We start from the raw sequence: 20,160 nt of genomic DNA on the forward strand, positions 1-20,160 counted from the left end.
CCCTTCACGCAAAGGTTGTTGAGTAGTCATGCGCGACCAATTCCCTACCCGCCGGTAAGCCCTAGGCTCGAACCATGCGCCGAGCAAAGATCGTCTGCACCCTGGGGCCCGCCACCGACTCATACGACCAGATCAAGGCACTGGTCGAAGCCGGAATGGACGTCGCCCGCTTCAACCTCAGCCACGGCATCTACGCCGACCACGAGGAGCGCTACCAGCGCGTACGCAAAGCGTCCGACGAATCGGGCCGCAGCGTCGGCATCCTCGCCGACCTTCAAGGCCCGAAGATTCGCCTCGGACGCTTCCGCGAAGGCCCCGTACTGCTTGAACGCGGCGATGAATTCACCATCACCGTCGAGGAGACGGAAGGCGACCGCCACATCTGCGGCACCACCTACCAAGGCCTCGCCGCCGATGTCACCCCCGGTGAGCGCATCCTCGTCGACGACGGCAAAGTCGCCCTCGAAGTGACCGCCGTGGACGGCCCCCGGATCCACACCACCGTCGTCGAAGGCGGCATGGTCTCCGACAACAAGGGCCTCAACCTCCCCGGCGTCGCAGTCTCCGTCCCCGCCCTCTCCGAAAAGGACATCGAGGACCTCCGCTGGGCGCTGCGCACCGGGGCCGACATCATCGCGCTCTCCTTCGTACGCAGCGGACGCGACATCGACGACGTCCACCGGATCATGGACGAGGAAGGCCGCCGCCTCCCCGTCATCGCGAAGCTGGAGAAACCGCAGGCCGTCGAGAACATCGACGACATCGTGGCCGCATTCGACGGCATCATGGTCGCCCGCGGCGACCTCGGCGTCGAAATGCCACTGGAGCAGGTGCCGATCTTCCAGAAGCGCGCGATCAAACTCGCCAAACGCAACGCCAAACCGGTCATCGTCGCCACCCAGATGCTCGACTCGATGATCGACAACTCCCGCCCCACGCGCGCCGAGGCCTCCGACGTCGCCAACGCCGTCATCGACGGCACCGACGCCGTGATGCTCTCCGGCGAGACCAGTGTCGGTAAGTACCCCATCGAGACGGTGAGGACGATGGGCCGCATCGTCGAAGCGGCCGAGGAAGACGTCCTCGCCATGGGCCTGCCCCCGCTGACCGAACTCAACAAGCCGCGCACCCAGGGCGGCGCCGTTGCCCGCGCGGCCGCGGAGATGGGCGACTTCCTGGGCGCGAAGTTCCTGGTCGCCTTCACCCAGTCCGGCGACACGGTCCGGCGCCTCTCCCGCTACCGCTCACCGATCCCACTGCTCGCCTTCACCCCGGACGCGGCCACCCGCTCGCAGCTCAATCTCACCTGGGGCGTGGAGACCTTCCTCGGCCCGCATGTCGACTCCACGGACGCGATGGTCGCCCAGGTCGACGACGAGCTGCTGAAGATCGGGCGCTGCGAGAAGGGCGACATCGTCGTGATCACGGCGGGCTCGCCGCCGGGCGTCCCGGGCTCGACGAACCTGGTGCGCGTCCACCACATCGGCGAGGACGACTGCCCCAGGTAGGCGTCGGGGTGTGCGTCTCGGGCCGAGGTGTCAGTACTTCGGCCCGACGTACAGGTCCATGAGGGCGACGGACGCGCGCTTGGCGACGGAGATGTTGAACGGGTCGCTGCCGCGGGCGAGCGTCGTCCACTCCACACCGACCTTTGTGAGGGTGTCCGAGAACAGGTTCCGGATGTCGTCGGACTTGTTGGAGAAGAAGTACCGCGGATACTCGTAACGCTTGCGCTCCCCGCCGACGAGGCGGGTGGTCCAGTTGGCGATCCGGCATCCGTCGGAGTGGACCAGCCCACGGATGAACTCCCAGGGGTGCTCATCCACGATCTCCTGCTGCCACGGTTCGAGCGCGATCTTCCGCTCGTGCTTCTTGCCGGGGCCGTGCTGTGGGAAAAGGCACCATAGGTGCTTGGAGTACATCTTCACCTCGCGACACCCCTTGCGGCGCACCCTGCACACGGAGTTGCTGGGGAACACCGAGCGCATGGCCCGCTCGCACTCGTCCATGAGGCCGGGCCACGAGTCGGCGCAGGTGACCGAGAGGCTGGGCGAGCGCATCGCCCGGTTCTGGATGATGTGACCGTCGCCGAGATAGACGCCAAGAAGATAGGCGTACGCCCGGGCATTCATCACTCCGTCGCACCGGGGGCAGGCGGACTGATGCGCTCCTGGGCATTCGCCGCGCTTAGCACGATCCATGTGCAGCCAATAGCTGATGGTGCCGGGCGGGACATCCAGTTTGCGGGCAACATCGGCGTTCTTCGTCCCGCCTCGCAGTAGCGTGATCGCCTTCTGTCGCACCTCTGTGCCATGGAAGTTCATGCCGTCACTCTGCGTGTCTGATCGTGGCGACGAGTAGCAAAAAGCGGATGTTCACGAGAACGTGAACATCCGCTTTCTGGACGAGGTGCCGGGTGCGGGATTCGAACCCGCAAGCCCTCTCAGGCAGAGGTGTTTGAGACCTCCGTGTATACCGTTCCACCAACCCGGCTCGATCAGCTGCCCGGAAGTGTACCGGGTCAGCGCACGCTGCTGCTGCTGGGTAGGCTCATGGGGAGCACCCCCTTGGAATGAGGAGTCCTGTGACCGCCCCCGACTCGTCCCAGCCCGTCGCCGACGACGACAAGTCTCACGTCCCTCCGCTCACGACCCGCGTCGTGATCGCCGAGGACGAGGCCCTCATCCGCCTCGACCTCAAGGAGATGCTGGAGGAAGAGGGCTACGCGGTAGTCGGCGAGGCCGGAGACGGGCAGCGGGCCGTCGAGCTGGCCCGGGAGCACCGGCCCGATCTGGTGATTCTGGATGTGAAGATGCCCGTCCTGGACGGGATCTCCGCGGCCGAGAAGATCGCCGAGGAGTCCATCGCCCCCGTGCTGATGCTCACCGCGTTCTCGCAGCGCGATCTCGTCGAGCGGGCTCGGGACGCCGGGGCCATGGCGTATCTGGTGAAGCCGTTCTCCAAGAGCGATGTGGTGCCTGCCATCGAGATGGCGGTGTCCCGGTTCACCGAGCTGAAGGCGCTGGAGCAGGAGGTCGCAGACCTTTCGCAGCGGCTTGAGACGCGCAAGCTGGTGGACCGTGCGAAGAGTGTTCTGCAGACGCACTACGGGCTGACGGAGCCGGCCGCGTTCCGCTGGATCCAGAAGACGTCGATGGACCGGCGGCTGTCGATGCAGCAGGTCGCGGAGGCGGTCATCGAGGACGCCGAGGAGAAGAAGGCCGCGAAGGGGCAGCAGTAGCCCGCCTGGAATGTGAGTGAGGCCCGTCCCCGGTTTCCGGGGCGGGCCTCACTCATGGGCGTACTGGGGGCTCAGTCCTCGCCGAGGTAGGCCTTGCGGACCGAGTCGTCGTGGAGCAGGTCCTGGCCTGTGCCCGAGAGCACGATATTGCCGATCTCCATGACATGGCCCTGGTCGGCGAGCGAGAGCGCGGCCTGGGCGTTCTGCTCGACGAGCAGGATGGTGGTGCCCTGGGCCTTGAGCTCGACGATCGTCGCCATGATCTTCTGCATCATGATCGGGGAGAGGCCCATGGAGGGCTCGTCGAGCATGAGCAGCTTGGGCTGGGACATCAGCGCGCGCCCCATGGCGAGCATCTGCTGTTCGCCGCCGGAGAGGGTGCCTGCGGCCTGCTTGCGCCGTTCACCCAGGATGGGGAAGAGGTCGTAGGCGCGCTGGATGTCCTTCTCGATGCCGGCTTTGTCGCTGCGGAGGAAGGCGCCGAGCCGGAGGTTGTCCTCGATCGTCATGCGCGGGAAGATGTGCCGCCCCTCGGGGGAGTGGGCGAGTCCGAGAGAGACGATCTGGTGGGCCGGGGTCTTCTTCAGCGATTTGCCGTTGAATTTGATCTGGCCGCCGACGGGCTTGAGGAGGCCTGAGAGGGTGCGCAGCGTGGTGGTCTTGCCGGCGCCGTTGGTGCCGATGAGGGTGACGACCTCGCCGGCTTCGACGCTGAACGAGATGCCTTTGACGGCCTCGATTTTGCCGTAGGCGACGCGCAGGTCCTCGACTTCGAGAAGTGCGGTCATCAGTCGTTCTCCTTGCTGGCGGACTCGGCGGGTGCGGTGGACTTCGCCGCGCCGGTTTCGGCCGCTTCCACTTCGGCCACTTCTTCGTCGCCGGGGGCGCCTTCGAAGGGCTCGCCGAGGTAGGCGGCGATGACGCGTTCGTCGCCCTGGACGGTCTCGCTGTCGCCTTCGACGAGTTTTTCGCCCTGGACGAGAACCGCGACGCGGTCGCACAGGTTGAAGATGAAGCGCATGTCGTGCTCGATGACGAGGACGGCGATGCCCATGTCCCGGATGGCGAAGACGAGTTCTTCGGTGGCCCGGGTCTCCTGCGGGTTCATGCCGGCGGTGGGCTCGTCGAGGAGGAGCAGGCCGGGGTCGCTGGCGAGTGCGCGCGCGATTTCGAGCTTGCGCTGTTCGCCGTAGGGGAGGTTGCGGGCGAGGTGTTCCGCCTTGCCTGCGAGGCCGATGAACTCGAGGAGTTCCATGGCCCGTGCCCGGGATTTGGCTTCGGCCTTGTGGAAGCCGGGGCCGCGCAGGAGGGCGGACCAGAGGCCTTCCTTGGTACGGGTGTGGCGGCCCACGAGCACGTTTTCCAGGACGGTCATGTTGCCGAAGAGGCGGATGTTCTGGAAGGTTCGCGCGACGCCCGCCGCCGTGACCTTGAAGGACTTGGAGGGCAGGACGGTGCCCTTGTAGCGGACCTCGCCCTCGGTGGGGATGTAGAGACCGGTGAGGCAGTTGAAGAAGGTGGTCTTGCCTGCGCCGTTGGGGCCGATGAGGCCGACGATCTCGCCGCTGTTGACGGTGAGGTCGACCGAGCGTACGGCGGTGAGGCCGCCGAACCGCATGGTGACGCCGCGGGCGTCAAGGACGGTTTCGCCGGGCGTGGTGGCCGGGGCGGTGTCCTTCGTGGTGGTGTCGGTGGTCATGGATCAGGCCCCTGTCTTGCTGAGGACTGCGGGCGCTTCCGCGGATTCGTGGAACTCGAGCTGGCGGCGCCGGTTGGGGATGAGTCCCTCGGGCCGCAAGCGCATCAGGAGTACGAGCGCGAGGCCGAAGGCGAGGAGCTGGTAGTTGCCGAGGAACTGCAGCTTGGCCGGGATCAGGTAGAGCAGTGCGGCGCCGACGAGCGGTCCGCTGATGGTGCCCATGCCGCCGAGGACGACCGCGGCCAGCAGGAAGGCCGAGTTCGGCGGGACCACGTGGGCGAACTGGTACTGCTCCGGCGTCACGGTGTAGGTGACGTGGGCCTGAACGGTGCCGGCGAGGCCGGCGAGGGTCGCACCGAGGGCGAAGGCGATGAGCTTGACGCGGAAGCCGTTGATGCCCATGGCGAGCGCGGCGGTCTCGTCTTCGCGGATGGCGATCCAGGCGCGGCCGATGCGCGAGTCTCCGGTGCGGCGGAAGACGACCACGACGATCAGGGTGATCAGCAGCATCAGGAAGAAGTAGTTCGCGAACCGGCCGATGGTGACGCCGAAGATGCTGTGCTCGAGTCCGAAGTCGAAGCCGAACATCTGCAGGTTGGGGATCGACGAGATGCCGTTGGATCCGTTGGTGATGTCGGGGCCGGAGGTGCCGTCGAGGTTGTTGACGGTGATCCGGAAGATCTCACCGAAGCCGAGCGTCACGATCGCGAGGTAGTCGCCGCGCAGTCGCAGGGTCGGGGCGCCGATGAGGACGCCGAAGACCATGGACGCGGTGGCGCCGACGAGGACCGCTCCCCAGAAGGGGAGGTGGATGTCGAACGGCGAGGACGGTGATCCGGAGACCATGGCCGCGGCGTATGCGCCGACGCCGAGGAAGGCGACGTAACCGAGGTCGAGGAGTCCGGCGAGGCCGACGACGATGTTCAGGCCGAGGGCGACGGTGGCGAAGATCAGGATGTAGACGCCGATGGTCGCGTACTGGTCGTCGGACTGGGTGAAGGGGAAGGCCGCGGCGGCGGCGAACGCGCCGGCCATGGTCACATTGCGGTGCTTGGCGGTGATCGCGGAGAGGCGTCCGACGAGGCCGGACTTGAAGAGGGCGGCGAACCCGAAACCGGCGGTGATGAGGAAGCCGATGAAGAGTTCGTCGTACTCGGTGCCGATGCCGTACGTGAAGACGACCAGGCCGAAGCTGAGCGCCGCGACGATGATCAGGATCTCGACGTAGGAGGGCAGCTTGCGGGCGGCGGGCGCGGTGCCGCTGGCGAAGGCGGCCTTGGCGACGGCCATGAGGTTGCGCCGGTTGTGATTGAACCGGTCCCACCAGCTGTCATCGGGGTCGGCAGGTTCGAGTTCGGGCCGCTCGAACGGCAGCGACCGGGCGCCGATGTGGGCCACGAGGCTGACAATGCCCGCGACGTACCCACCGGGCTCGAGGTTGGCGAAGCCGCCGAGCTCGTAGCTGATGGCGATCAGGGTGAACCAGGTGGTGGCGAAGCCGGCGAGCGCGGAGAGCCTGATGGAGCTGTCAGCGCCGGCGGGGGCGAGCCACCTGAGGCCCTTGACTCCGTACGAGGAGAGTCCGAACAGGGTCGTCATGGCGCCCGCGATGAGGACGAGCCACTGGAGTCCGCCGGGGTATCCGTAGACGGTGAGGTCGCCGGGGAAGGCGGCCGTCCAGGTCCAGGCGAGGAACGCGGAGATGACGGTGAGTGCGCCGCCTCCGGTCGCGACGGCACGCGCGATGTTCGGCGGGAGGGAGATGAGGCCCGTCTGTGCGCTGTCGGCCGGGGTCTGCGGGGTTTCCGCGGTGGGGGTCTGTGTCGTCATCGGTGTCACGCCCTGTCCGCGACGCGCTCGCCGAGGAGGCCTTGTGGCCTGACGAGGAGCACGACGATGAGAAGTACGAAGGCCCAGACGTCGGCCCAGGACTGGCCGCCGAGCTGCTGCATGCCGGGGATGTCGTTGATGTATGCCGTGGCCATGGTTTCGGCGATGCCGAGGGCGAGTCCGCCCAGCATGGCGCCGTAGATGTTGCCGATGCCGCCGAGGACGGCTGCGGTGAACGCCTTGAGGCCGAGGATGAAGCCCATGCGGAAGTTCACTTCGCCGTACTTGAGGCCGTATGCGACGGCTCCGACGGCGGCGAACGCGGCGCCGAGGGCGAAGGCGACCACGATGATGCGGTCGGTGTTGATGCCCATGAGCTTGGCCGTGTCGGGATCCTGGGCGGTGGCCTGCATGCCGCGTCCGGTGCGGGTCTTCATGACGAAGAAGGCGAGGATCGCCATGCAGATGGGGGCGGCTATCAGCAGGAAGATGTCACCGGTCTGGATGGTGATGCTGCCGAGGTGGAAGGGGCCGCCGGGGATTTCGGGGAAGGTGCGGGAGGACTTCGCCTCGGGGTACCAGGCCCACACTGCCTGCTGGAGGGCGAGGGAGAGGCCGATGGCGGTGATGAGTGGGGCGAGGCGGGGTGCGGTGCGCAGTGGCCGGTATGCGAAGCGTTCCGCGCCGACCGCGATGGTGGTGGCGACGATGATCGCGCCGACCAGCATGAGTGGCAGGGCCAGCCACATGGTGGTGCCGGTGGGAAGGATGAGCCAGACCGTGAGGGCCCCGAACCCGCCGGTCATGAAGATCTCGCCATGGGCGAAGTTGATGAGCTGGACAATGCCATAAACCATCGTGTAGCCGATGGCGACGAGCCCGTACATGGATCCCAGTAGCAGGCCGTTGACCAGCTGTTGCGGCAGTTCGTGCACCGCAGGTCCTCCGAGTCTTTCGACGGATGCGACACCGCGCGGGGCGCTGGTTTTGCGGCGCCCCGCGCGGCAGGTGAGGTGGTGCGGAGTGAGGATCAGCCGGCGAACGTGCCGGACTTGACGGCCTTCCAGACGGTGCCCTCGTACTTGTAGACCGTGAGCTGCTTGTTGGTGGCGTCGCCGTACTCGTCGAAGGCGACCTTGCCGGTCACACCGTCGAAGGAGACACCCTGCAGGGCGTCGATGACCTTGGCGCGGGCGTCGGAGGGAAGCTTGCCGTTGTTGCCCTCGACGACCTTCTTCACGGCCTCGATGACCGACCAGGCGGAGTCGTAGGAGTAGCCGCCGTAGGCCTCGTAGGCCTCCTTGTAGCCGGCCGCCTTGTAGTTGGCCACGAAGTCCTTGGCCGAGGGGAGCGTCTCGACCGGCGCACCGACGGAGGTGGCGAGGTCGCCCAGGCCCTCCTTGCCGGAGAGCTTGATGAAGTCGGCGCTGTAGATGCCGTCGCCGCCGACGAGCGGGATCGCGGCACCGGACTTCTTGATCTGCTTGCTGAGCGGGCCCGCGACGGGGTACTCGCCGCCGTAGTAGACGACGTCGGCCTTGGAGCTCTTGATCTGGGTGACGACCGCGGCGAAGTCCTTGGTGTCGGGGTTCACGTGCTCGGTGCCGGCGACCTTGCCGCCGAGCTTCTCGAACTCCGCCTTGAAGGTGGCGGCGAGACCGGCGCCGTACGTCTTCTTGTCATCGATGACGAAGACGTTCTTCTTCTTGGCGTCGTTGAAGAGGTACTGCGCGGCGAACGGGCCCTGGATGGCGTCCGTGGTCGCGGTGCGGAAGTACGACTTGTAGGGACGGGCCTTCTTGCCGCCGTTCCAGTCCGGACCCTGGGTCAGGGCCGGGTTGGTGTTGGCGGGGGAGACCTGGGCCAGCTTGGCGTCGTCGAAGACCTTCTGCATGGACTCGGCGACCGAGGAGTTCAGCGGGCCGACGACGCCGAGGACGTCCTTGTTGGCGACGAACTTGGTGGCGTTCTGCTGCCCGGAGGACGGCTGAGCCTGGTCGTCGAGGGCCTCGACCTTGAAGGTGACGCCGTTGACGTACTTCTTGGCGTTGGCCTGCTTGGCCGCGAGGTCCACGGAGTTCTTGATGCCGAGACCCAGCGCGGAGAGTTCGCCGGTCAGCGGGGCATCGATGCCGATGACGACCGTGGTGCCGCCGCCCGCGGCCCCGCTGTTGCTGTCGTCGCGCGAGCCACAGGCGGTGAGCGTAAGGGCCCCCGCGGTGAGCGCAGCCGTCATGGCTATGAGCGAACGTTGACGCACGATCAGTCCTTTCACCTGGCACGGCCGCCCCCCACGGGACGTACCGAGTCGAGCGCTGGAACCGAACTGAAGGTAATCCGGTGGCGCGGTGACTGGCCGTGACTCTAAGCGGGGTATTGGGGGAGGTGGAGTGGTCTGGCCAAGGATGTGACGCTCTTGTTATGCCGCGGCGTAATGCATAGCGGATTTCGTGGGGGGAACGGGGGAATTCCGGCCGGTTCGTCTTGTCCGCATACTGAGAACGTGCAGGACCGTTCGGTGGTTTGAGTACTGACGTCCGATCTTCGTGGCATGCAGTGCCAACTGCTCTGGCCAGGTCTCGGGCGTACCGCTCGCCCACAATGTAATTATGTTCTTGCATTGCGCGCGCATTACGCAGTGTTACATCGAGGAAAGAGGGCCCGGCATTCCGTGCCACTTTTCCGCAATCCGAGACATGGACCACAATGTGCACTTTGCGTGGTTTTTCGGCGCTCGCGGTGAACGGTACCGCCGGGGTGGTGGAGACCCGGAGACCTGCGGAGTTCTGGGTGATTTGCTCGACCGTGACCGGTGGTCCGGAGACGGTGGTGACCATGACGGTGAAATCGAACGAGTCGTGGCGGGCGACCGGCCGGGCGGGTGCCTCGTAGACCACGGTGACCGCCTGCGCCGGCCATGGCGTCGGGGGTGGCGGGGGCGGCGTCGGCCCGGGCCTGGCCGCGTGGACGGCGTCGTCCGGCGCGTAAGTGCCCTCGCCCGGCTCGCCCGGGCCGGCTCCGCTCATTGCCAGGGGCCCCCGGTCGGGCTCCCGCTGCGGTGGCGCTCGGTGCAGCGGACCGCGGCCTGAGCATCGATCAACTTCCGTGCGGCGCCGGACCCTTGGCGCTTCTGCTCGGCGCGGGCGGCAGCCACGACGTCCAGCAGAATCTCGTTCTGCCCGCCGGACAGGCCCATGGCCTGGTAGTCGAGGTCGGCCTGCTCGCCGCCATCCAGGACGACTCGCGCCCAGTGGGAGATCAGCCGTTCGCACAGTTCCTTCGGTGGCGTGATGCGCGGAGCCGGTGAGGCGGAGTCGGGACCGCTCCCGCAGCCGGTGAGGACGGCCGACAGTGCGACGGCGCACACCGCAAAGTGCCTTGCTCGGCGTGGCGCTCCTGGTGGTCCTGGCCCCATGCCGCGACGCTAGCGGGGGTGCCGGGAGAGGGCAATGGCGCGCTGGAAGTCGCCGGAGCAGGCCCCGCCGCTGCCCCGGGGTGCGGTCATGGTCAGGCGCTCCAGGCCTTGTTGAGGGGATGTGCGGTCCGGCTGCCGGTGCGGGACGCCGGACCGCTGTGCCGGTCAGCCTGTCGTGTCGCCCGGGTTCACGTCCCGCAGCAGACAGGTCAGCCGCGCCGTGCAGACCCGCTTGTCCTGCTCGTCGGTGATGACGATCTCGTACGTCGCCGTGGTGCGGCCACGGTGCACCGGCGTCGCGACGCCGGTGACCAGGCCGGAGCGGACGCCGCGGTGGTGTGTGCAGTTGAGATCCACACCGACGGCGATCTTGGTGACCCCGCCGTGCAGCATCGAACCGACCGAGCCGAGAGTCTCGGCAAGCACGGCGGACGCGCCGCCGTGCAGCAGCCCGTACGGCTGGGTGTTGCCCTCGACGGGCATCGTGCCGACGACGCGGTCCGCCGCTGCCTCGACGATCTGCACGCCCATGCGGTTGCCCAGGTGCCCGGCGGAGAAGAGCGCAGGCAGATCAACCCCGAGCGCGGCGTATTCGTCGATGACCTCTTGCGGGAACTTCACGGTTTTCTGCTCGCCCATGCGGCCCGGCTCCGATCTCAATGCGTTGCGTGCTGTGGGCACCGTCCTATCAGATGCCTGAGCGAACGCTTAGCCCGGTGGTCTCATTCCCCCGGCTCGAACCGGACGATCACGGACTTACTGGCCGGGGTGTTGCTGGTGTCGGCGGTGGAGTCCAGCGGGACCAGCACATTGGTCTCCGGGTAGTACGCGGCGGCGCAGCCCCGGGCGGTGGGGTAGTGCACCACGCGGAAACCGGGGGCCCGTCGCTCCACGCCGTCCTTCCACTCGCTGACCAGGTCGGTGTACGAGCCGTCCGCCAGGCCCAGTTCACGCGCGTCGTCGGGGTGCACCATGACGATCCGGCGGCCGCCCTTGATGCCGCGGTAGCGGTCGTCGAGGCCGTAGATCGTGGTGTTGTACTGGTCGTGCGAGCGCATCGTCTGCAACAGCAGCCGGCCCGCCGGAACCTTCGGGAACTCGATCGGCGCTGCGGTGAAATTGGCCTTGCCGGTGGCGGTGGGGAAGCGGCGCTCGTCGCGTGGGGCATGCGGGAGCGCGAAGCCGCCGGGGCGGGCGATCTTCTCGTTGAAGTCCTCGAAACCGGGCACCACGCGCGCGATGCGGTCGCGGATCGTCCCGTAGTCCTTCTCGAAGTCCTCCCAGGGTGTCAGCGAGTCTGGGCCGAGCACCGCGCGCGCCAGCCGGGTCACGATCGCCGGTTCGGACAGCAGCTGGGGGCTCGCCGGTGTCAGATTGCCGCGGGAGGCGTGCACCATCCCCATCGAGTCCTCGACGGTCACCACCTGCCTGCCACCCGCCTGTACGTCCTTGTCGGTGCGGCCGAGGGTGGGCAGGATCAGCGCCCTGGCGCCGGTCACGGCGTGCGAGCGGTTCAGCTTGGTCGACACATGGACGGTGAGCCGGGCCCGGCGCATCGCGGCCTCGGTGACCTCGGTGTCGGGGGTGGCGGCCACGAAGTTGCCGCCCATGGCGAAGAAGACCTTCGCCTCGCCGTCGCGCAGCGCCTGGATGGACCGTACGACGTCGAAGCCGTGGTGGCGCGGCGGCGCGAAGCCGAACTCCTTCTCCAGCGCGTCCAGGAAGTCAGGGTCGGGCCGCTCGAATATGCCCATGGTGCGGTCGCCCTGGACGTTGGAGTGCCCGCGTACCGGGCAGACGCCGGCGCCGGGGCGGCCGATGTTGCCGCGCAGCAGCAGGAAGTTGACCACCTCACGGATGGTCGGTACGGAGTGCTTGTGCTGGGTCAGGCCCATCGCCCAGCAGACGACGGTGCGCTTCGAGGCGAGGATCATGGCGAGGGCCTGCTCGATGGCGGCACGGTCGAGCCCGGTCGCGGCGAGTGTCTCGTCCCAGTCGGCCCCGCGGGCCGCGGCTGTGAACTCCTCGTACCCGTGCGTGTGTTCGCGTACGAACTCCTCGTCGACCGCGTCCCCCGCCTCCAGGATCAGCTTGTTCAGCAGCCGGAACAGCGCCTGGTCGCCGCCTATGCGGATCTGCAGGAACAGGTCGGTCAACGCGACGCCCTTGGCCATGCCGAGCGGCGTCTGCGGATTCTTGAACCGCTCCAGACCCGCCTCGGGCAGCGGATTCACCGAAATGATCTTCGCGCCCGCGTTCTTGGCCTTCTCCAGAGCGCTGAGCATCCGGGGGTGATTGGTGCCCGGGTTCTGCCCGGCGACGATGATCAGGTCCGCCTGGTGGAGATCCTCCAGCGAGACGCTGCCCTTGCCGACGCCGATTGTCTCGGTGAGCGCCGATCCGGAGGACTCATGGCACATGTTGGAGCAGTCGGGGAGATTGTTGGTGCCGAATTCGCGGGCGAAGAGCTGGAGCAGGAATGCGGCTTCGTTGCTGGTGCGGCCCGAGGTGTAGAAGAGCGCCTCGTCGGGGGAGGCCAGCGCCGTCAGCTCCTCCGCGATGATCGCGAAGGCGCGCTCCCAGGTCACCTCCTCGTACCGGTCGCCGCCCTGAGGCAGGTACATCGGCTGCGTGATGCGGCCCTGCTGCCCCAGCCAGTAGCCACTGCGTGAGGCGAGGTCCGCGAGGGGGTGCGCGGCGAAGAAGTCGGGCGTCACGCGGCGCCGCGTCGCCTCCTCGGCGACGGCTTTCGCGCCGTTCTCGCAGAACTCCGCCGTGTGCCGCTTGTCGCCCTCCGGCCAGGCGCAGCCCGGACAGTCGAAGCCGTCCTTCTGGTTGACCTTGAGGAGCGTCTGCGCGGTGCGGACCACGCCCATCTGCTGCTGGGCGATGCGCAGCGTGTGCCCGATGGCGGGGAGGCCGGCGGCCGCGTGCTGTGGGTCCGCGACCTGTGGCGCGTCCTGGGCCGGATCACCTGCGGGCGGCTTGGTGGCCATCGTGCTCTCCCTCGAACTGGCATATGCGTTACGTCTGCGATCTTGCCACGGTTCCGGTCACGGGCGGCAATGACCGCCGGTCGGGATTGTCAGTGGTACGTGGCAGGATCGTGGACGTGGCTGAGACGGCATCGAAGAAGACGGCAGACAACCGACCGCGCCTGCTCCTCATGGACGGGCACTCCCTGGCGTACCGGGCGTTCTTCGCGCTGCCCGCGGAGAATTTCACGACCGCGACCGGCCAGCCGACCAACGCCATCTACGGCTTCGCGTCGATGCTGGCGAACACGCTGCGCGACGAGTCGCCCACGCATTTCGCGGTGGCGTTCGACGTGTCCCGCAAGACGTGGCGCTCGGAGGAGTTCCCGGAGTACAAGGCGAACCGCTCCAAGACCCCTGACGAGTTCAAGGGGCAGGTCGAATTGATCGGGGAGCTGCTCGACGCGATGCACGCCGACCGCTTCGCGATCGACGGCTTCGAGGCGGACGACGTGATCGCCACCCTCGCCACGCAGGCCGAGGCGGCCGGCTTCGAAGTGCTGATCGTCACCGGCGACCGCGACTCCTTCCAGCTGGTCTCCGACCATGTGACCGTGCTGTACCCGACCAAGGGCGTCTCGGAGCTCACCCGCTTCACCCCGGAGAAGGTCTTCGAGAAGTACGGACTCTCGCCGCAGCAGTACCCCGACTTCGCTGCGCTGCGCGGCGACCCGTCCGACAACCTCCCGGGCATTCCCGGCGTCGGCGAGAAGACGGCCGCGAAGTGGATCAACCAATTCGGTTCGTTCGCCGATCTGGTCGAGCGTGCGGAGGAGGTCAAGGGCAAGGCCGGGCAGAACCTGCGCGCCCATCTGGAGGCGGTCAAGCTCAACCGCCACCTCACGCAGCTGGTGCGTGACGTGGAGCTGCCCAAGGCTCCGCAGGACCTGGAGCGCGCGCCGTACGACCGGGCCGCTGTCAAGGGCGTGCTGGACGTGCTGGAGATCCGAAACCCGAGCCTGCGCGAGCGCCTCCTCGCCGTCGACCCGGGCGCCGAGGTCGAGGAGCCGTCGGCCCCGGCCGCCGGCGTCGAGCTGGACGGCGCGGTCCTGGGCTCCGGCGAGCTCGCGCCGTGGCTGGAGGAGCACGGCACGCAGCCGCTCGGCGTGGCCACCGTCGACAGCTGGGCGCTGGGCACCGGCAATGTCACCGAGATCGCGCTCGCCGCGGCCTCCGGAGCGGCCGCATGGTTCGACACCACCCGGCTCGACGAGTCCGACGAGCGGGCCTTCGCCGCCTGGATCGCGGACGCCGGCCGGCCCAAGGTCATGCACAACGCCAAGGGCGCGATGCGGGTCTTCCCCGAGCACGGCTGGAGCGTCGACGGCGTCACCATGGACACCGCGCTCGCCGCCTACCTCGTCAAGCCGGGACGCCGTTCCTTCGCGCTGGACGCGCTGGCCATCGAGTACCTGGGCCGTGAGCTCGCCCCGGCCCCGGCCGACGGCCAGCTTGCCTTCGGCACGGACGAACAGGCCGAGGCGGAAGCGCTGATGGCGCAGGCCCGCGCGGTCCTCGACCTCGGCGCGGCCTTTACCGAGCGGCTGCGCGAGGTCGGCGCGGCCGAGCTGCTGCACGACGTGGAGCTGCCCACCTCCGCCCTGCTGGCCCGCATGGAGCGGCACGGCATCGCCGCCGACCGCCCCCATCTTCAGGCCATGGAGCAGCAGTTCGGGGGAGCCGTGCAGCAGGCCGTGAAGGAGGCGCACGCCGCCGTCGGGCACGAGTTCAACCTTGGCTCGCCCAAGCAGCTCCAGGAAGTCTTCTTCGGCGAGCTGAATCTCCCGAAGACCAAGAAGACCAAGACCGGCTACACCACGGACGCGGACGCGCTGGCCTGGCTGGCGGCCCAGACCGAGCACGAGCTGCCGGTGATCATGCTGCGCCACCGCGAGCAGGCCCGTCTGCGGTCCACGGTCGAGGGCCTGATCAAGACGATCGCGGCCGACGGCCGGATCCACACCAGCTTCAGCCAGATCGTGGCCGCGACCGGCCGGCTCTCCTCGACCGACCCGAACCTTCAGAACGTGCCGGTGCGCACCGACGAAGGCCGGGCGATCCGCCGCGGCTTCGTCGTCGGCGAGGGCTTCGAGTCGCTGATGACCGCCGACTACAGCCAGATCGAGCTGCGAGTGATGGCGCATCTGTCCGAGGACGAGGGGCTGATCGAGGCCTTCACCTCCGGGGAGGACCTGCACACCACCGTCGCCTCCCAGGTGTTCGGCGTGGCGAAGTCCGCCGTCGACGCGGAGATGCGCCGCAAGATCAAGGCCATGTCGTACGGACTGGCTTACGGCCTCTCGGCGTTCGGCCTCTCCCAGCAGCTGAACATCGAGGCGGCCGAGGCGCGCGGCCTGATGGACACCTACTTCGAGCGCTTCGGCGGCGTCCGGGACTATCTCCGGCGCGTCGTCGACGAGGCCAGGGCCACCGGCTACACCGAGACGATGCTCGGCCGCCGCCGCTATCTGCCCGACCTCAACAGCGACAACCGCCAGCGCCGCGAGACGGCCGAGCGAATGGCGCTCAACGCCCCGATCCAGGGCACCGCCGCGGACATCGTCAAGGTCGCCATGCTCCATGTCGACCGTGCGCTGACGGAGGCGAAGCTCTCCTCCCGGCTGCTGCTCCAGGTCCACGACGAAATCGTCCTGGAGATCGCTCCGGGTGAGCGCGACCGGGTCGAGTCGCTGGTCCGCAAGGAGATGTCCGCGGCGGTGTCCCTGCGCGCGCCGCTGGACGTCTCGGTGGGCGTGGGCACGGACTGGGAGTCCGCGGCGCACTGATCCGGGGGTCGCTGCCTGTGTGAGTCCCTGCGTCGTTCAACGGTTCAACCGGCGCAGGGGCTTGGCTCGTTCAAGCAGTTCAGGCGCGCTCCACCGCTCGCCCGCGCAGCCGCATCCCAGCCCCGTACACCACAAGGCCCACCGCGAGGCCCGCGCCCGCCCCGAAGCAGGCCGTCGGGATGATGTCGAGCGGCGAGTGGGCCCACCCGTAGTACGCGTACCAGCGCGCGCACCGCTGTACGACGCCGAGCAGCACGCACACCGCCAGCAGCGATCCGGCGAGCCGGCGCAGCCGCCCGTCCAGCACCGGCACCGACGCGGGCGCGGCGACCGCGGGCTGCCGCCGCAGCGCCGACACCGTGAACCACACCAGCGCCACCATGGCCAGCGCCGAAGTGCCGTACTGCGCGTACGAGTACACCGGCAGCCCCGCCGCCGTCTCATTGAGCACCGGCAGCAACTCAGTGCCCCACCGGTCGTGGTGGGTGAAGGCGTCCCACACGACGTGCGTGCTCGCGCCGATGACCGCCGATGCGTAGAACCGCAGCGCGTGCGCCAGGGGCCGGTCCGCGCGCAGCCCACGCCCTCGTACGAAGGCGTGAACACGCCCCTGCCAGGCGGCAGGCAGCAGAGCCAGCAGCGGCTCACGCACCATCAGCCACACCGCTGCCAGCGCCGCCGTGATGGCCGCATCGACCGTCAGCACCCCCAGCGGGGCGTGGGTGACATTGCCGAACTCCATCGCGCCGGGAACGGCGGTGGCGGCGAAGTACGTCATGTCGGGGGCGAACGAGCCCATCACGAGGGCCGACGCGAGCAGCGGACCGTGCGCAACCCCGGCGCTGCGGATACCCGGCAGCACCGCCGCGGCATGGCTCAGTGTGAACGGCATGATCGTGCCCCCTGGTGACCGTTGTTGATCAATAGCGCCCAGTATGCGTGTTGTTCCAACACTGGATTCCGGGCGAACGAGAGGTAGCGGACTGGTGAAAAACGGTCAGGGACCGGTGTCCCGGGGCGCGGAGTTGCCGTAGGGTCACGTGAGTCCTTGCGCTGGGGAGCGCGGGCAGCCGCCGATGGGGAGGGAACAGACGTATGGCAGCGCAATTCGGCCGCCGGCTGCGCAGGGGAGCGACCACGGCCGCTGTGGCCGCGGCCGCTGTGGCCGCACTCTCCGCCTCACAGGCGCCCGGCATCACGCATGCCACTACGGGCGACAGCCAGGGGGCTTCCGACGCCACCCCGCCGTCCGGTACCCCGGTCACCGGCAACTCTCCGTACTACACGGACCTTCCGCCGCTGAGCATCCCGGATAAACCGGGCACTTCAGTCGATCTGCCCGCGACGGGCACGACGGGCACGACGGAAGCGGGCATACCCGCCACCGTCCTCGCGGCGTACAAGCAGGCCGAGCAGACCATCGCCGGCTCGGACCCCGGCTGTCATGTTCCGTGGCAACTGCTCGCCGCGATCGGCAAGGTGGAGTCCGGCCAGGCGCGCGGCGGCCGTGTCGACGCCGAAGGCACCACGCTCTCGCCGATCCTCGGCCCGGTCCTCAACGGCGTCGGCTTCGCGAACATCTCGGACACCGACAACGGTGCGTACGACGGCGACTCGACGCACGACCGCGCGGTCGGCCCGATGCAGTTCATCCCGTCCACCTGGGAGAGGTGGGGCCAGGATGCCAACGGCGACGGCCGCCGGGACCCCAACAACATCTACGACGCCGCACTCGCCGCCGGACGCTATCTCTGCGCCGGCGGCCGCGATCTGGCGGTCAAGTCCGACCTCGACCGGGCGATCCTTGGCTACAACCACTCGCAGGAGTACTTGCGTACGGTTCTGTCCTGGTTCGAGTACTACAAGCGCGGGACCCACGCGGTCCCGGACGGCACGGGTGTGCTGCCGGTCTCCAACGGACCCGACAGCTCCGGCTCCACGGAGAACAGCACGGCCACGCCGACGCCCACGCCTCCGACGACGCCCGGCTCCAGCCCCAGCCCCAGCCCCAGCCCCAAGCCGACGCCGCCCAGCACGCCGAATCCCGGTGGCGGCACCACGAACCCGCCAACCCCGCCGACGTCGACACCCCCGCCGACCCAGGCGCCCGTCTCCCGTATCGAGGACGCGGGCACCGGCGAGCTGACCGCCATGGCGGGCGACGCGTTCGCCGAACGGGCCATCGTGCGGGTGAAGAACACCGCCGGGCGGACCGTCCCGAGCCAGGCCGTCCGCTTCGACGTCGTCGGCGACACCGACACCCGATTCACCGGCGGGAAGGCGAGCGTCACGCTCAGCACCGGCGCCGACGGCACAGTCGCGTCGCCCGCGCTCCAGGCGGGCGAGAAGACGGGTGCCTTCACGGTCCGGGCCACGGTGGTGGGCCGTGTCCTGCCCGCCGTCGACTTCCCCGCGACCGTCACCGTCCGTGCGGCGGACGCGATCGACAGGACCGACCAGAAGGCCCTGACGGCCGCCCCCGGCACGGAGTTCGCGGACGCCGTCGAGGTCAAGGCCACCTACAAGGGCGCCATCGCGTCGGGTGTCGCGGTCACCGCCACCATGATCACCTCCGCGGACGACGCGGCTGTGAACGACAAGGGCCCCTACTTCAAGGACGCCGAGGGCAACACGATCCGCACCCTCACGGACCTGAAGACCGACGCCAATGGCGTGCTGAAGCTCCCGAAGATCTACGCGGACGACCAGACGGGCACCTTCCTGCTCCGCCTCACCACCGCGGGCGGCGCGACCGTCACCATTGAGCTCAAGGTCGCGACCCCGGCGGCCTGACCCGCAGCGCAGCACTCCCGCACCGCCCCTGTGTCGCCGGCTGACACAGGGGCGGTGCAACGTGTTCTCATCTCGCGGCTCCATTGCCACCCCGTCCCTGTCTGACCCGTCGGATCAGCTGCCGGTCTCCCTGCTGAGGCGCGCCTTGGTGTGCCGGGTCGGCTCCGCCGTCGAAGGATCCTCGGGCCAGGGATGCCTGGGATAACGGCCGCGCAATTCCGCCCGTACGGAGCGGTATCCGTCCTTCCAGAAGGACGGAAGGTCCGCGGTGACGGCGGCGGGCCGCCCGGCGGGCGAGAGCAGATGCACCAGCACCGGCACGCCCGCGACCGTGGGCGTCTCGCGCAGTCCGAACAACTCCTGGAGCTTCACCGCCAGGACGGGCTGCGCCCCGCCGTACTCCACCCGGACCCGCGAGCCGCTCGGCACCTCGATCCGCTCCGGCGCCAGCTCGTCGAGCCGGGCCGCGTCCCCGCTCGCCCAGGGCAGCAGCCGCTGGAGTGCCTGCCCGGCCTGGACGCGTCCGAGATCGGCCCGCCGCCGGGCCCGGGACAGCTCCGGCTCCAGCCACTCGTCGGTACGGTCCAGCAGCGCCGTGTCCGACACATCGGGCCAGGGCGCGCCCAGCTCCCGGTGCAGAAACGTGAGCCGCTCGCGCAGGCCCTCCGACTCGCGCGTCCAGCGCAGCAGTCCGAGTCCCTCGCGCCGCAGCCCGTCCAGCAGAGCTTCGCGTACAAGCGCGGGATCCGGGACCTTGAGGGCGCGTACGGAGAGCTCCACGGCCCCCAGTCGCTCCACCTCCCGAGCAACGACGTCGCCCTTCTCCCAGTGGACCTCCTCGCCGGTGACGAGCAGATGCGCGGCGGCGGTACGCGCCGTGTCCTCGTCGATGACGGCGGCGAGCCGTACCCGCGCGGAGGCGGCGTGCGCGGGCCGGTCCGCGACGGCGACGGCCAGCCAGGGCGCACTGCGCAGCCCCGATCCGGCGACGAGCTCGCCCCCGGTCCCGGAGGCCATCAAGAAGGCGCCTTCGCCGCGGGCTTTGGCCACCCGCTCGGGAAACGCGAGCGCGGCGACGATCCCGGCGGCAGCGTCGTCGGAGAGGGGGTTTTCCCCCACCTCGCTCTCCCCCAGAGCTTCGCCTGGGAGGTACCCCCATCCCGAACCGGGGCGCCGCCCCGGACTCCGCGCCTCAAACGCCGGCGAGGCTGGACGTGTCGGCCCGGGCCGCGCCTTCAAGCCCGTGCGGGTCCCCCCGGACGAAGTCTGGGGGAGATTGAGGACCGGGGGTCCGGGGGCAGCGCCCCCGGGTCCGGCCGCCGAGGCGGGCAGCCGGCCCGCCTCCGGCCGCCAGCGCCCCG

At 68.9% G+C, this 20,160-nt stretch carries 15 protein-coding genes and 1 tRNA gene; 4 read left to right on the forward strand and 12 right to left on the reverse strand.

Annotation, left to right across the window (positions count from 1 at the left end; genetic code table 11):
* Window positions 1-74: 74 nt before the first annotated feature.
* Window positions 75-1,508: a pyruvate kinase gene (gene pyk / locus ACWDO5_RS02130; RefSeq protein ID WP_450527601.1), complete on the forward strand. Its 1,434-nt coding sequence runs from the start codon at window positions 75-77 to the stop codon at window positions 1,506-1,508.
* A gap of 30 nt (window positions 1,509-1,538) precedes the next feature.
* On the opposite strand, the gene ACWDO5_RS02135 is transcribed toward pyk, so the two are convergent.
* Together ACWDO5_RS02135 and ACWDO5_RS02140 are read right to left on the reverse strand one after the other, a co-directional pair.
* The gene (locus ACWDO5_RS02135; protein WP_450527602.1) at window positions 1,539-2,324 is read right to left on the reverse strand and encodes a helix-turn-helix domain-containing protein; all 786 of its coding nucleotides are present in this window, start codon (window positions 2,322-2,324) and stop codon (window positions 1,539-1,541) included.
* Window positions 2,325-2,410: 86 nt separating this feature from the next.
* Window positions 2,411-2,493 (reverse strand) — tRNA-Leu (locus ACWDO5_RS02140).
* A 91-nt stretch (window positions 2,494-2,584) separates the two neighbouring features.
* Between ACWDO5_RS02140 and ACWDO5_RS02145 the strand changes: the two genes are divergently transcribed.
* Window positions 2,585-3,241, forward strand: coding sequence for an ANTAR domain-containing response regulator (locus ACWDO5_RS02145; protein ID WP_450527604.1), 657 nt, complete (start codon window positions 2,585-2,587; stop codon window positions 3,239-3,241).
* A gap of 71 nt (window positions 3,242-3,312) precedes the next feature.
* Here ACWDO5_RS02145 and ACWDO5_RS02150 read toward each other — a convergent pair whose 3' ends face one another.
* From ACWDO5_RS02150 to ACWDO5_RS02185, 8 genes are all read right to left on the reverse strand, one after another.
* Window positions 3,313-4,029 (reverse strand): ABC transporter ATP-binding protein, encoded by a 717-nt coding sequence (locus ACWDO5_RS02150; protein ID WP_307664126.1) that lies wholly within the window; start codon window positions 4,027-4,029, stop codon window positions 3,313-3,315.
* Window positions 4,029-4,940 carry an ABC transporter ATP-binding protein gene (locus ACWDO5_RS02155; protein ID WP_450527606.1) on the reverse strand — a complete coding sequence of 304 codons (912 nt, stop codon included), beginning with the start codon at window positions 4,938-4,940 and terminating at the stop codon, window positions 4,029-4,031. Before ACWDO5_RS02155 ends, ACWDO5_RS02150 begins: the two co-directional genes overlap by 1 nt.
* Window positions 4,941-4,943: 3 nt before the next feature.
* The gene (locus ACWDO5_RS02160) at window positions 4,944-6,770 is read right to left on the reverse strand and encodes a branched-chain amino acid ABC transporter permease (RefSeq protein ID WP_450527608.1); all 1,827 of its coding nucleotides are present in this window, start codon (window positions 6,768-6,770) and stop codon (window positions 4,944-4,946) included.
* Window positions 6,771-6,775: 5 nt separating this feature from the next.
* Entirely contained in the window at window positions 6,776-7,705 is a 930-nt protein-coding gene (locus tag ACWDO5_RS02165) for a branched-chain amino acid ABC transporter permease (protein WP_450527609.1), read from the reverse strand.
* A gap of 95 nt (window positions 7,706-7,800) precedes the next feature.
* Window positions 7,801-9,030: a branched-chain amino acid ABC transporter substrate-binding protein gene (locus tag ACWDO5_RS02170; protein ID WP_450527610.1), complete on the reverse strand. Its 1,230-nt coding sequence runs from the start codon at window positions 9,028-9,030 to the stop codon at window positions 7,801-7,803.
* A gap of 762 nt (window positions 9,031-9,792) precedes the next feature.
* A complete protein-coding gene (locus ACWDO5_RS02175) occupies window positions 9,793-10,137 on the reverse strand; it encodes a hypothetical protein (RefSeq protein WP_450527612.1) in 345 nt (114 codons plus the stop codon).
* A 213-nt stretch (window positions 10,138-10,350) separates the two neighbouring features.
* Window positions 10,351-10,824, reverse strand: a complete 474-nt coding sequence (locus ACWDO5_RS02180; RefSeq protein WP_450527614.1) for a PaaI family thioesterase — start codon at window positions 10,822-10,824, stop codon at window positions 10,351-10,353.
* Window positions 10,825-10,907: 83 nt separating this feature from the next.
* Complete coding sequence (locus ACWDO5_RS02185) at window positions 10,908-13,181, reverse strand: FdhF/YdeP family oxidoreductase (protein WP_450527616.1); 2,274 nt, start codon at window positions 13,179-13,181, stop codon at window positions 10,908-10,910.
* Between the two features lie 116 nt (window positions 13,182-13,297).
* On the opposite strand from ACWDO5_RS02185, the gene polA reads away from it, so the two are divergent.
* The gene (gene polA / locus ACWDO5_RS02190) at window positions 13,298-16,006 is read left to right on the forward strand and encodes a DNA polymerase I (protein ID WP_450527617.1); all 2,709 of its coding nucleotides are present in this window, start codon (window positions 13,298-13,300) and stop codon (window positions 16,004-16,006) included.
* 79 nt (window positions 16,007-16,085) lie between these two features.
* Here the strand turns inward: polA and ACWDO5_RS02195 are convergent, their stop codons facing one another.
* Window positions 16,086-16,898, reverse strand: coding sequence for a DUF4184 family protein (locus ACWDO5_RS02195; protein ID WP_450527618.1), 813 nt, complete (start codon window positions 16,896-16,898; stop codon window positions 16,086-16,088).
* A gap of 203 nt (window positions 16,899-17,101) precedes the next feature.
* Between ACWDO5_RS02195 and ACWDO5_RS02200 the strand changes: the two genes are divergently transcribed.
* Window positions 17,102-18,799: a lytic murein transglycosylase gene (locus ACWDO5_RS02200; RefSeq protein ID WP_450527619.1), complete on the forward strand. Its 1,698-nt coding sequence runs from the start codon at window positions 17,102-17,104 to the stop codon at window positions 18,797-18,799.
* A 114-nt stretch (window positions 18,800-18,913) separates the two neighbouring features.
* Here ACWDO5_RS02200 and ACWDO5_RS02205 read toward each other — a convergent pair.
* Window positions 18,914-20,160: ATP-dependent helicase C-terminal domain-containing protein (locus ACWDO5_RS02205; protein WP_450527620.1), on the reverse strand; the 1,247-nt coding region annotated here is incomplete at its 5' end.

The sequence above is a fragment of the Streptomyces sp. NPDC000880 genome (assembly GCF_053599675.1).

Coding starts and splice junctions, on each gene's coding strand:
- ACWDO5_RS02185 (WP_450527616.1), bottom strand. CDS start 13,181: ATGGCCACCAAGCCGCCCGCAGGTGATCCGGCCCAGGACGCGCCACAG.
- ACWDO5_RS02160 (WP_450527608.1), bottom strand. CDS start 6,770: ATGACGACACAGACCCCCACCGCGGAAACCCCGCAGACCCCGGCCGAC.
- ACWDO5_RS02200 (WP_450527619.1), top strand. CDS start 17,102: ATGGCAGCGCAATTCGGCCGCCGGCTGCGCAGGGGAGCGACCACGGCC.
- pyk (WP_450527601.1), top strand. CDS start 75: ATGCGCCGAGCAAAGATCGTCTGCACCCTGGGGCCCGCCACCGACTCA.
- ACWDO5_RS02150 (WP_307664126.1), bottom strand. CDS start 4,029: ATGACCGCACTTCTCGAAGTCGAGGACCTGCGCGTCGCCTACGGCAAA.
- ACWDO5_RS02135 (WP_450527602.1), bottom strand. CDS start 2,324: ATGAACTTCCATGGCACAGAGGTGCGACAGAAGGCGATCACGCTACTG.
- ACWDO5_RS02180 (WP_450527614.1), bottom strand. CDS start 10,824: ATGGGCGAGCAGAAAACCGTGAAGTTCCCGCAAGAGGTCATCGACGAA.
- ACWDO5_RS02195 (WP_450527618.1), bottom strand. CDS start 16,898: ATGCCGTTCACACTGAGCCATGCCGCGGCGGTGCTGCCGGGTATCCGC.
- ACWDO5_RS02155 (WP_450527606.1), bottom strand. CDS start 4,940: ATGACCACCGACACCACCACGAAGGACACCGCCCCGGCCACCACGCCC.